The organism is Psychrobacillus sp. OK032 (genome assembly GCF_900111345.1).
GTDB lineage: Bacteria > Bacillota > Bacilli > Bacillales_A > Planococcaceae > Psychrobacillus.
The window spans coordinates 54,466-67,875 of record NZ_FOGY01000007.1 but is presented as its reverse complement, the minus strand read 5'-3'; the positions used below and the strand labels follow the sequence as shown (position 1 = coordinate 67,875).

General features: G+C 39.0%; 11 protein-coding genes. 5 read left to right on the top strand and 6 right to left on the bottom strand.

All coding sequences use genetic code 11. The features are described 5' to 3' along the window. Positions 1 to 180: 180 nt before the first annotated feature. The gene (locus BMZ04_RS14135; RefSeq protein ID WP_093272053.1) at positions 181 to 834 is read left to right on the top strand and encodes a DsbA family oxidoreductase; all 654 of its coding nucleotides are present in this window, start codon (positions 181 to 183) and stop codon (positions 832 to 834) included. Between the two features lie 99 nt (positions 835 to 933). Here BMZ04_RS14135 and BMZ04_RS14130 read toward each other — a convergent pair whose 3' ends face one another. Then, positions 934 to 1,290: a DUF2500 domain-containing protein gene (locus BMZ04_RS14130; RefSeq protein WP_093272049.1), complete on the bottom strand. Its 357-nt coding sequence runs from the start codon at positions 1,288 to 1,290 to the stop codon at positions 934 to 936. Positions 1,291 to 1,383: 93 nt separating this feature from the next. Here BMZ04_RS14130 and BMZ04_RS14125 point away from each other — a divergent pair, with 93 nt between their 5' ends. The 4 genes from BMZ04_RS14125 to BMZ04_RS14110 all read left to right on the top strand — a co-directional run bounded on the left by BMZ04_RS14125 (position 1,384) and on the right by BMZ04_RS14110 (position 7,077). Beyond that, positions 1,384 to 2,916 carry an FAD-dependent oxidoreductase gene (locus BMZ04_RS14125; RefSeq protein ID WP_093272045.1) on the top strand — a complete coding sequence of 511 codons (1,533 nt, stop codon included), beginning with the start codon at positions 1,384 to 1,386 and terminating at the stop codon, positions 2,914 to 2,916. A 141-nt stretch (positions 2,917 to 3,057) separates the two neighbouring features. After that, positions 3,058 to 3,519: a PadR family transcriptional regulator gene (locus BMZ04_RS14120; protein WP_093272036.1), complete on the top strand. Its 462-nt coding sequence runs from the start codon at positions 3,058 to 3,060 to the stop codon at positions 3,517 to 3,519. Positions 3,520 to 3,533: 14 nt separating this feature from the next. Beyond that, positions 3,534 to 5,276: an ABC transporter ATP-binding protein gene (locus tag BMZ04_RS14115; RefSeq protein WP_093272033.1), complete on the top strand. Its 1,743-nt coding sequence runs from the start codon at positions 3,534 to 3,536 to the stop codon at positions 5,274 to 5,276. Then, a complete protein-coding gene (locus tag BMZ04_RS14110; RefSeq protein ID WP_093272030.1) occupies positions 5,269 to 7,077 on the top strand; it encodes an ABC transporter ATP-binding protein in 1,809 nt (602 codons plus the stop codon). Before BMZ04_RS14115 ends, BMZ04_RS14110 begins: the two co-directional genes overlap by 8 nt. A 67-nt stretch (positions 7,078 to 7,144) precedes the next feature. On the opposite strand, the gene BMZ04_RS14105 is transcribed toward BMZ04_RS14110, so the two are convergent. The 5 genes from BMZ04_RS14105 to BMZ04_RS14085 form a co-directional block, all read right to left on the bottom strand. Continuing rightward, positions 7,145 to 8,866, bottom strand: a complete 1,722-nt coding sequence (locus BMZ04_RS14105) for an ABC transporter ATP-binding protein (protein ID WP_093272026.1) — start codon at positions 8,864 to 8,866, stop codon at positions 7,145 to 7,147. 159 nt (positions 8,867 to 9,025) lie between these two features. Beyond that, positions 9,026 to 9,310, bottom strand: a complete 285-nt coding sequence (locus BMZ04_RS14100) for a hypothetical protein (RefSeq protein ID WP_093272022.1) — start codon at positions 9,308 to 9,310, stop codon at positions 9,026 to 9,028. A gap of 192 nt (positions 9,311 to 9,502) precedes the next feature. Continuing rightward, entirely contained in the window at positions 9,503 to 10,678 is a 1,176-nt protein-coding gene (locus tag BMZ04_RS14095) for an amidohydrolase (RefSeq protein ID WP_093272019.1), read from the bottom strand. Next, positions 10,675 to 11,910, bottom strand: coding sequence for a Zn-dependent hydrolase (locus BMZ04_RS14090; RefSeq protein ID WP_093272015.1), 1,236 nt, complete (start codon positions 11,908 to 11,910; stop codon positions 10,675 to 10,677). The genes BMZ04_RS14095 and BMZ04_RS14090 overlap by 4 nt, the downstream gene beginning before the upstream one ends. Before the next feature lie 270 nt (positions 11,911 to 12,180). Beyond that, positions 12,181 to 13,368: a hypothetical protein gene (locus tag BMZ04_RS14085; RefSeq protein ID WP_093272010.1), complete on the bottom strand. Its 1,188-nt coding sequence runs from the start codon at positions 13,366 to 13,368 to the stop codon at positions 12,181 to 12,183. Positions 13,369 to 13,410: the final 42 nt, after the last annotated feature.

The window sequence follows — 13,410 nt, the reverse complement described above, 5'->3', positions numbered from 1 at the left end:
ATGGTTGGGGGCGACAAAACCAACGCTGAACACGACAAATGATCAAGTGAACGCGACAAAGCCCCCTGCGAACACGACAAACAACCAGTCCAAGGCGACAAAACAATAAAATAGAACCTTTCAGGCAATTGTTTTGAAATCAAAAGAAGTAAACTTTACAATGAAGTGGAGGTGATTGAGATGAAAATAGAAGTATGGTCAGATTTCGTATGTCCGTTTTGTTATATAGGAAAAAGAAGGTTAGAAGAAGCATTGCAAGAAACAGGTTTTGCTGGTCAAGCAGAAATAGAATTCAAAAGCTTTGAGTTAGATCCAAATTCACCAAAAACATCAGATAAATCGATGGTTGAAGTGCTTGCGGAAAAATACGGGCAAAGCGTAGAAGCTGCAAAACAAATGACAGCGGGCGTTGCAGAACAAGCAAAAACAGTTGGCTTAGATTATGATTTTGATCGCATGAAACCAGCGAATACGCAAGATGCACACCGTCTAGTGAAATGGGCATCTGAGCAAGGGAAAGCGAAAGAAGCAAATGAATTACTGCTTCATGCTTATTTCATCGAAGCAAAAGAAATTGGCAAGCATGATGTGCTACTAGACTTAATCGAGTCACTTGGACTACCTAGAGAAGAAGCAGAGAAAGTGTTAAATTCAGATGCTTACTTGACAGAGGTTCGATTAGATATCGCAAGAGCAGGGCAAATTGGTGTTCGCGGAGTGCCGTTTTTCGTGTTAAATGATAAGTATGCTATTTCAGGTGCACAACCACTAGAATCATTCGTAGGTGCATTAAATAAAGTGGCGGAAGAAGAAGGAATTTCACCTGCACAATAATGCTATCCGGTCATAAAGCTTTTTAACCGGTCATTAATAATCCCATCCGGTTACAAATAAAAAAAATTCTCTTCCTAAACAATATGGAAGAGAATTTTTTTAATTTTTTCTTTCGAAGTTTAGAAATCTAGTTCCCTGGAAAGTCAGAATTCCAAGGTCATCCTCTGCTAACATACCATATTCCTGTCCACTCAGTTGAAGCTCCATTCGATCTCCGCTTTCGACTTGAAACGTTACATAGTAGGAAGTAGATGCAGATCTATCACCTGAACCTCCCCGCGTATTCGAACGTTTCGCTACTATTTGAACGGGTACAGATAATTTAGGAGAGTTGTTATTTTTATTCCGCTGTTTAATGCTACTTCCTATTGTAAAAATGAATCCACAGATAACTATTATAAAAACAACAGCAATAAATAAAGGTCCCATTATATTCATGATATTAAAGAAATCCATCGTCTCACTCCCTTGCCTCTTTCAATAAATACGATTCGAATTGAATAAAGTTTCACTAATAGATAGAGAATAGAAGAAACAGGAGGGAATCATATGACTCAAAAAATTTTACCAAGTGAATCGCATTCATATTGGCGTGCCCATAAGGAGTTTCCGGTTTTTCCAAAACTAAGTGAAGATATAGAAGTAGATGTTGTAATTATTGGGGCGGGCCTCACCGGAATCACGGCAGCTTATTTGCTAAGTAGTAGTGGCAAAAAGGTAATTGTGGTGGAGGGTAATAGAATACTGGTAGGAACTACAGGGTTCACAACAGCTAAGGTGACTGTCCAGCATGGTCCCATTTATCAACAGCTAATCAATACCTTTGACCAGGTGAAAGCCCGGTTATATTATGATGCAAATACGGAAGCGAAAGAATTTATGAAACAAACGATCGAACAATTTAATATCAAATGTGATTTCGAAACGTTGCCAGCTTATATATACGCTGATACCGAAGCTGGAGTGGAAGAAATTGAAAAAGAAATGGATGCATATAACACTCTAGGCATAGAGGGAGCAACCTTGACGAAGGACACAGGACTTCCTTATACAGTGAAGCAAGCACTTAAGTTGGAAAATCAAGGTCAGTTCGATCCGATTAAATACGCAAAGGCATTAATGGAAAAAGCAATAGCAAATGGAGTGCAATTTTTTGAAGAGACTCGTGCAAAAACCGTTAAGTCGAACACAGTAGAACTGATGGAAGGTCAAAAAATCCGGGCAAACAAAATACTAGTGTGCAGTCATTTCCCGTTTAATGACGGGGATGGATTATACTTTGCACGGATGCATTCAGAACGTTCCTATGCTCTGGCTTCTATTGCACCGACTAACTATCCAAAAGGTATGTTTATAAATGTAGAGAAGCCGACAAGATCTGTGCGAACTGCATTAGGCAGTGATGGAAAAAGGTATTTGTTAATCGGTGGAGAAGGTCATGTAACTGGTCGATTCGAAGGCGATACAAATGAAAATTACGAAAACCTCGCAGCTTTTGGGCGAGAGCAGTTTAAGGTTAGTAATTACGATTATCGTTGGTCTGCTCAGGATTTAGTCACTTCAGATCAGCTACCATATGTCGGTACGATAACAGCAGGAAAGTCAGATGTATTAGTGGCCACGGGTTATGCAAAGTGGGGAATGACTAACAGTACGGTTGCCGCAAAAATTATGGCTGATCTTGTATTGGAAAGGGAAAACCGCTATATAGAACTCTATAATCCAGCGAGGTCCAAAATGAAAAAAGAAGATATAACAAGCTTCGCAAAGACAAATGCAAGTGTTGCAAAGGAACTTGTTAAAGGAAAGACGGAGATACCCGATTTGAAACTAGAGGATATACAATCTGGTAGTGGAGATATCATAATGATGGATGGTAAAAAGGTAGGGGCTTACAAGGATGATCAAGGAAAAGTTTATCTTGTAAAACCCGCTTGCTCTCATATGGGCTGTAATGTTTCCTTTAATAATGCGGAAAGCTCATGGGATTGCCCATGTCATGGTTCAAGGTTTAGTTATAATGGTGACGTTATAGAGGGACCAGCTTTTGAACCATTAGAAAAGGTTGAATATATCGACTAAATAGGAGTTGAAATACGGCTTCATATAAAATAATCTCATCAAAAGGAGTTACCCAAATCATATATTGGGTAACTCCTTTACTATTGTTTTTAATCGATATATCGACTAAAATTATCGATATAGTTGAGGGAGTGGATTCAATTGAAAAAACGGAGAGGATTTATACAAATAGCTATTTTGCATTTACTAAAAGAAGAATCGATGCATGGTTATCAAATGATGAAAGAACTAGAAAGTCGTTCAGGTGGGCTTTATTCAGCAAGTGCCGGAACAGTTTACCCAGCGCTCCAGGAGCTAACGGAGCGGGCGATGATAGGTCTAGATCCTACATCGGACAAAAAGACTTATGAGATAAAAGAAAAAGGAAATGCACGCCTTGCGGAATTCGCAAATCGGAGAGAAGGCGACTTTTGGGATGAGTGGAAGGCACGTTGGGTTTGGCAAAACTCAGATGAAGCAACAGAGCTAAAGTCAGCTATGGAATTATGGGAAGCGGAACTACATAAAGCAATTAAACAGTCACGTAAAAGCCCAGAAAAAACGACTAAATTAAAAGACTTTGTGAAAGAAATAACCGAACGTTTACAAAAAGAAAATAGGTAGAGAGGGGAAATGCTATGAAATCCATGTGGAAACTCCTTCCGTATTTAAAGCCGTACACACTGTTTGCAATTTTAGGCCCGCTATTAATGTGTGTAGAAGTTGCAATGGATTTACTACAGCCGACCATTATGCAGCATATTATTGATGTAGGAATTGCAAATAACGATGATGCTTATGTGATTTGGCTAGGATTGTTAATGCTTTTAACCGCCTGTATTGGCTTAGTAGGTGGGGTTGGTTGTACGATTTATAGTACGAAAGCGGCGGTCAATTTTGCTGCTGATGTACGTCGAGATGTTTTCAAAAAAACGGAACAGTTCTCTAGTAAAAATACGGATGCATTTGGAGCTGGAAAACTAATCACAATTGTAACGAATGATGTAACAGCGGTTCAGCAAGCATTAATGATGACGTTGCGTGTTTTTGTACGCGGTCCGCTATTATTTATTGGATCCGTAGCAATTGTTTGGTTTACGGCGCGCGAGTTATTCCCGGTCTTATTGGTAGCGATACCGATTTTAATGATTTGTATTTATTATTTTTCGACTAAATCGGGACAGTTATTTGTAAAAGTCCAAAATGTGATGGATCAAGTGAATACAAAACTACAAGAAACGTTTGCGGGTATTCGAGTGATTAAAGCATTTGATCGTCAAGATTATGAGATTAAAACTTTCCAAAAAGTAAATGATACATTAACGAAACGGAATATGTCTGCTGAACAAGTCATTCTAACATTGATGCCGATTATGCTATTTATAGTGAATTTAGGGGTCGTGGCAGGTATGTGGATGGGTGCAATAAAAGTGAATGAAGGGACGCTACAAGTTGGCGTTATTTTGGCTTTTATTAATTACTTAAATATTATTATGAATGGACTGATGTCGAGCAGTCATGTATTAATGCAAATTACTCGGTCTTTTACTTCTGCTAACCGAATTGGCCAAGTACTTGATACGGAAATTGATATTCAGGAACAAGAAATATCTGCTACACTTCCTAAAATAAAAGGTGAAGTAGAGTTTAAAGAGGTGTATTTTAGCTATAGTAAAAACGGAGAATACGTCCTGAAAAAAATATCATTCCGAGCAAAAGCAGGAGAGAAGATTGGTATTATCGGCTCAACTGGTAGTGGAAAGTCAACGCTCGTCAAGCTGATCCCAAGGCTGTATGATCCTGATTCGGGATCTATTCTAATCGACGGGGTTCAGTTAAAGGAATATCCACTTGAGCGCTTGAGAGAAATGATTGGCTTTGTTCCACAAAAGGCTACGTTATTTTCAGGAGCAATAGAAGACAATTTACGCTATGGAAAAGAGGAAGCAAGTCTTTTGGAAATGGAAGGAGCAGCTAAGTCTGCGGCCGCAATTGAGTTTATCGATAAGCTAGAAGATAAATTTGCCCATGAACTGATGCAAGGAGCAACGAATCTCTCTGGTGGCCAAAAACAACGAATATCGATGGCTCGTGCGTTTATCCGTCAGCCGACAGTTTTAATACTAGATGATTCCACCTCTGCAATTGATGCCCTATCGGAAGCTTCTGTTCAACAAGCATTACAACAAAATCATGCAAATACAACGGTGTTCATTATTTCAGCAAAAATATCTTCCATAATCGATGCAGATCAAATTCTAGTTGTAGAAGATGGAATGATAGAAGCTAGTGGTACACACACAGAACTACTAGAGAGAAGTAATGTTTACCGTGGAATTTACGAAACGCAAACTGGAAAGGAGGTCTATTCTTATGAATAAAGCTTCTACTGCAAATGCGATTGGGCGAGCACGTGGACCAAGAGGGTTTAGTGGACCAGTGGAGAAAGCAAAGGATCGAAAAGGTACACTGAAGCGGATATGGAAGTACATGGAGAGGCAAAAAATAGCGATGATTGCATCCGTTATTTTTGTTGTCATTTCTACTCTTTTGAACTTACTTGTACCTTATATGATAGGTGTTATTATCGATCAATATATTATTCCAAAAGATATGAATGGCACAATTCGATTTTTACTGTTACTAGCTAATGTGTATATAGCTGCATCCATATTTACTTGGCTACAAACATTTTTGATGGTGCGAGTATCACTGAAGACGATTCGGATTTTACGCCAGGAGCTTTTTAATAAGTTTCAGACATTGTCTTTGCGCTTTTTTGATAAACGAACACATGGCGATTTAATGAGTCGCGTGACGAATGATATTGAAAGCTTGAATAATGCACTTAGTCAAAGTGTGATTCAAATTATTTCATCTATATTAATGGTATCGGGTGTTGCGATAGCGATGTTTTTACTTAATTGGGTACTTGCTATTGTATCTTTATTGATCATTCCATTAATTATTTTTACAACGAAAAACATTATTAAATATAGCAGTAGTAACTTTATCAAAAGGCAGCGTGATTTAGGTGAACTGAACGGCTTTATCGAAGAGGCCATTTCGGGAAATGAAGTCATTACTATTTTCGGACAGGAAGAAAAAACGTTCACGAAGTTTTCTGTGGTGAATGAAAGACTTAGACTTTCTGCAATGGCGGCTGATACCGTATCCGGCTTTTTAGGACCGATTAATAACTTTATTAATAATTTAGGACTTGTGCTAATAATAGGGGTCGGTGCCCTTATGACGGTACAAGAAATGGCAACAGTCGGGATTATTGCCGCATTCGTTACCTATTCTCGCCAATTTTTCCGTCCAATTAACCAACTATCGAGTCTATTAAACACATTCCAGTCTGCCATAGCAGGAGCAGAACGAGTATTTGAGATTATGGACGAAACACCTGATCTTACCGATAAAGAGCATGCGATCGAAGTCGACTCCTTCAAAGGAGATGTCACGTTTTCCAATGTGAAATTTTCGTATGAAGAAAGCAAGCCAATTTTAAAAAACATTAGCTTCCAAGCAAAAGCAGGAGAGAAAATTGCTTTAGTAGGTCCAACTGGTTCGGGAAAAACAACCATTATTAATCTATTAATGCGATTTTATAATATCGATTCCGGGGAAATTAAAATCGATGGACGAAATATTAAAGATTATCAGGTTAGTAAACTCCGTGAAAAAATAGGCATTGTGCTACAGGACACATTCTTATTTTCCGGAACAATCATGGGAAATATCCGCTATGGGCGTCTAGAAGCAACGGACGAAGAAGTCATAGCCGCTGCAAAAATGGCTTCTGCACACCGATTCATCAAGCATTTACCAGAACGCTATGAAACACATATTACCTCAGGAGGATCTAGTTTAAGTCAAGGTCAGCGTCAACTACTAGCGATTGCTCGAGCAATTTTAGCAGATTCCGATATACTAATTTTAGATGAAGCTACTTCCAGCATCGATACGAGAACCGAGATTGAAATACAACAAGGACTGAATCGATTATCTGAAGGTAGAACGAGCTTCGTTATTGCGCACCGTTTAAAAACGATTGAAAATGCAGATCGAATATTAGTTATTAATCAAGGGGAATTGATGGAGTCTGGAACACATGAAGAACTGTTGAAGCGAAAAGGTTTTTACGCGGAGCTATATGAAAGTCAGTTTAATATTTGAATGAAAAAAGCCGGCAGTACTCAAAAAACTTAGAGTACTGCCGGCTTATATTATGTAAGGACTATTTTTACGACAATCCTTGTCCATGTGTAAATTCTCTATATAAGTCATGATTCGCAATGAGCTCGTCATGTGTACCCGCACCAGTTATTTTTCCTTTCTCGAGGAAGAATATTTGGTCGGCATGTATAATTGTTGCAAGTCGATGTGCAATGATTAATGTGGTACGACCTTTCATTAGACGTTCTAGCGCCTCTTGTACAGAAGCCTCTGATCCACTGTCTAGGTTGGAAGTAGCTTCGTCTAATAATAATATTTTTGGGTTATGGAGTAGCGCTCGTGCAATGGCGATCCGTTGGCGTTGTCCTCCAGAAAGCTTGATGCCCCGTTCTCCAACGAGCGTATCATATTTGTCTGGCAGCTCATCGATAAACATAGCAGCATTTGCTGCTTCCGCTGCTTCGATTACTTTTTCCATTGGAGGATTGTCCGTCATTCCGTATGTCATATTTGATAAAATAGTGCCGCTCATTAATGGACTTTCCTGTGATACATAGCCAATTTTAGAACGCCATGTACGCAACGAAAGTTTTTCGATTGGTGTTCGATTAAACAAGATTTCTCCTGTATCTGGTTCGTAAAACCTTTCTAGTAAAGAAAAAATGGTCGTTTTTCCACCGCCGCTTGGGCCGACAAAGGCAGTAACCGTACCAGGAGGTGCTTCTAGTGAAATTCCATCAATCACTTTTTTATCAGGACCATAAGAAAAATGAACATCCAGAAAAGTGATTATTCCATCCTCTAACGGCTGTTTCGCCTCTAGTTCCACTGCTTCACTATCCATATGGAATATGTCTTGAATTCGTTCCGTTGCTCCAACTGCTTTCTGAAAGGAAGTGAAAAATGTAGCCATTTGTGCAAAAGGGACAATAATATTCACTAAGTAAAAGATGATCGCAACAAGATCTCCGGCAGATAAGATTCCTTTAGATACTTGTAAACCACCATAGCCTAAAATGACGACTAAAATAGCCATCATGATAAGCGTCATAAAAGGGGAGATGAACGCTTGAATTTTGGCTTCTTTCAAGCCAAATCGATATAAATTTTGAATGGCTTCATTCCCACTAACAGTTTCCGTTTTCTCTGCCCTGTATGACTTAACTAAACGAATTTCAGATAGCACTCGACCGAGTAACCCTGAAAATGAAGCCATTTCTTTTTGTGTCGCTTTTGATACTTTATGCATCATCGTTCCAAGTGGCATCATGATTGCTACGCTCAGTGGAACACTAATAAGCATGATCAATGTCATTTTCCAATCAATAAAAAATAAGATAATGACAGACCCAATAATCGTAATAATTCCTGATACAAAGTTTACTAAATGATCTGTAATAAGTGATTTCAACGTAGTCGTATCCTGTGTAATACGGCTCATCGTTTCGCCACTTTCATTTTGATCATAGTAGGGAACAGGTAGGTGGAGTACCTTGCTCCATAGTTTTTTACGAAGATCTGCAACGATAAATTCTCCGATATATGATAATAAGTAAAATGAAACACCGCCGGAAATCGCCTGCAAAAGGAATACAACAAGTAATACGCCGATCATTTTCCAATTGAAAGCAGTAGTTGTTAATGTATCAACTAAATTTTTTGTAACAAGAGGTACGATTAATCCAATAACAGTGCTTAAGAGGGAAAGAACGATTGCTATAATTGTTATCTTTACTGGCCACTTAAGACTTTTGAGTAGTTGGAAGAAACCTTTGGTAGATGTTTGCATAGTAAACTCCCATTTCGTTATTTAAGTTACTTCTATTGTAATCGAATTAGTGGAGAAGTAGCGACTCAGAAGGAGAGAGCTTAGAAGAGTAATGTGTTTTGACAAGAGCTACCTATTTCATAAAAAAACAATCGTGCGGAGAGACCTCTGCACGATTGTTTAGAAAGATGAAGTTTTTGTTTCTGCTGGTGCGCGTTTTTGTAAATCTAAAATGAGCGGATCCTTGGATGTTTCCAGTAAATCTGCTTGCTTTTGCTGCAAATCTATTCGCATCTTTTCCGTTTCTATTAGAAAGTTATTGTATTTCAGTTTTTCTAGCTCGATTTCATCTTTTACAATTTGTGCCTTAAACTTTTGCGTTTTTCGTAAATGCGTCGTCCATATTGCAGTAATTGGTATAGAAAAAACCATCACCACGGCAACTAACCCGATTAAGTCATCCATCTAAATTCCTCCTATTAGCATTTTCTTAAGTATATACGAAAACAGAAAGAAATAGTTTCGTTAATGATAGATTATTCTGATCATTAATCAGTTTAGTTGGAATAAATCTTAGTTTAGTTGGAAAAAAAGTCACTTTAGTTGGAAAAGCACTAGAAAACAAAAAAACTCCCCCGAAAAATTTCGGGGAAGGAATTATTTATTCAAATACGCCCATGCATACTGCGCATACAACTCTGCTCCAGTAACGAGTGCATCTTCGTCGATATCGAAGTTCCCGTGGTGGTGAGCCCATTCGGTATCTTTTTCAGCATTTCCACTTCCAACAAGTGCAAAACTACCTGGTGCTTTCGCTAAGTAAGCGGAGAAGTCTTCAGCACCCATTGTTGGTTTTTCATCAAATACCACTTCTGGACCAAATGCTTCAGCAGCAACTTGTTGAACGAGTTTTGCGCTTTCTTCCTCATTCACTACTGTATCTGTACCGCGAATATATTCCACTTCTGCAGTAGCGCCGTAAACAGCAGCAACACTTTCCGCGTACTGTGTAATGCTTTTTTCAATATGATCTCGCGTTTCGGGATGGAATGTACGAACAGTTCCTTCGATTTCCGCATTTTCTGCGATTACATTAAATCTTGTTCCGACAACCATTTTCCCGATAGTTAGAACCGCAGGGCTTTGTGGATCAATCGTTCTTGAAACAACCGTTTGGACATTCATAACAAATGAAGAAGCGACAATTGCTGCATCGATACAAGCTTCCGGCATTGCAGCGTGTCCACCTTTTCCTTTGAATCTCACTTTGATAATATCAGCTGCAGCAAATGAGGGACCTGGCGCGCAGGCAACTTTACTAGTCGGCATTTGAGACCAAATGTGAATACCAAATACGTTGTCTACCCCGTCCATTGCGCCTTGAGCAACGATTGCTTTTGCTCCAGCAGCAGCTTCTTCCGCCGGTTGGAATAAAAAACGTACATTTCCTGGAAGCTGATCTTTTACATCGTTCAATGCTTTGGCTGCTATTAACAACATAGAAGTATGTGCATCATGTCCACACGCATGCATTTTTCCTTCAAATTTAGAAGCATATGGTACATGTTTGTTAAGTTGTTGAATTGGAAGTGCGTCCATATCTGCTCGTAGTGCAACTGTTTTACCGCCTGGAACTGCTTGAATTTCAGCGATAACTCCAGTAGGTTCCGTTTTTCGGTAAGGAATACCAAGATTGTCTAGGTACTCACAGATAAACGCAGTCGTTTTGAATTCTTCAAATGATAACTCAGGCTCACTATGCAATTTACGACGTAGAGTTGTTAATTCTTCACTATTAGTTGTAATAGATTCTTTAATTTTATGGTTAATCATGATTCATTTCCCTCCGTTAATTGTAAAGCTGTTTGGAACAAAATATTCGCACCGTTCACGAGATGGCTTGCATTCGACCATTCTTCGGGGCAATGACTAAGTCCGCCTTTACTAGGAATAAATATCATTCCGCAAGCGGTAAAATCGGAAAATACCATTGCATCATGACCAGCACCACTATTGATCGAGCAATAAGGGATGTTCAACTTATCACTCGTTTCCTTAAGGATAGATCGAATATGTTCATCCATCTCTTTCGGTGAAATATATAATAATTGTTCAATAGAAGTTAGGATTCTAGTAGTGTTTTTGGAAGCAATCAATTCTTCCACTTTTCGCACTGCATTTTGCATATGCTGTTCTTTACCGGAACGTATATCTACCGAGAACACAACCTTTTCTGGTATAACATTAGACCCGTTTGGAAATACATGTAGCTGCCCCGTCGTAATTACCGTGCCATTTCCTTCTTCTATTGCAAGCTGTGGAAAAGTAGCAATCACTTCAGCGGCTGCAACAAGAGCATCAGAACGATGACTCATTGGGGTAGTCCCTGCGTGACCAGCCCGTCCTTGTATCGTTACTTCTAATTGTGTTAGCCCAACAATTGCTTCTACTACTCCAATGGGAATTGCATTTTCTTCTAAAATAGGCCCTTGCTCGATATGAAGTTCCAGAAAAGTTTTTATTGTCTTCGGATCACGAAGCTTCTCTTTCTCAGTATCTAAACCGATTTGTCGCATCGCATCTACTGCAAGGATACCGTCTTTATCTGCTAATGTTTGAAAGCTTTCATTGGTTAATAAACCCATCATACCTCTTGAGCCCATTAACCCACCGCCAAAACGAGATCCTTCTTCTTCGACAAGTGCAATGATTTCGAGAGGGTATGCAGGCTTACAATTATTCTCTTGAAACAAAGCAGCTATTTCTAATCCAATTACTACTCCTGCGGTACCATCATATGCTCCACCATTTTGAACGGAGTCAAAATGAGAACCAACGATAACAGAAGGGGCGTCCGGAATCGTTCCTTCGAGCTTTCCGAAAATATTTCCAAACCCATCTTCTGAAACAGTAAGCCCATATTCTAGCATACGGTCTTTAATATAATTTCGAGCACCTAAATCTTCTTTAGAATAAGTAAGTCTGGTTACACCGACTCCAGGGGTAGCTGTAAATTGACTTAATTGTTCAATATGCTGTTCGATTCTTTGTTGATTGGCATACATACTATCGCTCCTATTCTTGATCCAGTTCCAGCGCCTTGCTCCTGCGCACAGCTCGTCGCAGAAGAACGTTGCCCCTCGGGGTCAAATGTGAAAAAGCTGCTCCTGCGCAAGCTCGTCGTAAACAAAATCGCTTGTGGTGGCTGAGGAGCTGCCTCCTCGCTTTTCCCCATTTGCCTGTCGGAGGCCTGCAGGATGCAGGTCATACAGTTGTTGCGACACGATGTCGCGAACTTAGACTGTGTTCCTTTGAGATAGGCGCTTGCACTTTTCTTATAAGAAACCTACGAATATACCTGCAAGAACTACAGAAACAATTGTTACACTTATAAATCCGCCTACAAGCATTGGTGCAAGCATATGATCCGTTAATACTTTTCGTTCTTTTTCATCTTGTGTTAAAGAATTAATTACTTCATTCGTAATAATATAATCTGCTGGGAAGCCATAAAATGCAGTTAAAGAGATTGCGAAAGCCATATTTTTGCTTACTTTTAGCATTTTTCCCATGATGAAGGAGAAGATATACATTCCGATAACGCCTAATACGATTGTTACGATTAGTGGATATATCATTTCGAGAATCATAGATGGGGTAGCTACTTTTAACCCATCAAATACGAATAACATTAAAATCATTACACATATTCCAAAGCCATTTGCTTTTTGTAATACATGGCTCTCCAAAAAGCCAATGCTTTTCGCAATAATACCAAACAATAAACAGAGAACATAAGGACTAATTGAAACGAGTGGATCTAATAATGTAGATACAAGATAAGCAAGAAATCCTACGAAAGCAAGACGGAAAAATTTAAAATAGTCCGTATTGTACTGTTTAGGCATCTTGCGGAACATTTTCAGCTCTTCTTCTGATTCATCAGAAGAGGCAGACGTTTTCCCTGTAAAAGCCAAATCCCCTTTGCGGAACTTTCCAAGAATCATTATCCCTTCTTTTTTCAGTACAAAAGAAGTTAGTGGGTAGCCTGCAAATCCTGCCATTACGTATATAACGATTGCAAAAACAGATAGAGTAGTCAGCCCCGCATTAGCAGCACCCTCCGACATAATTAAGGAAGATAAAACTCCTCCAACTAAAGGCGGTATCGCAACAATCACTGTTTTCAAGTCAAATAATAATGTACCAATTCCAAATAGAATTACAACAATACCTAAAATTCCAGCGAGTGCTATTAGAATGGTTTTCCATTGTTCTTTTAATTGCTGTATAGAAAGTAAAGTACCCATATTTGTAATAAGTAAATAAATCATCATTGTAACAACAACTGGTGGAACTCCAGCAGTGGCTACAATATCTTGTGGGAAGAATGTCCAGTATCCGATAAGGAAAAGAACGGCGGAAACGAATACAGAAGGTATCCAAGCCTTCGTTCGAGTAGAAACAAGATCTCCTATGAATAAAATCGCGACAACGATAACTAGAGCGAGCATTTGTGACATAGTAGTCACTCCTTTCTGACAATATAGAATAGTCCACATAAT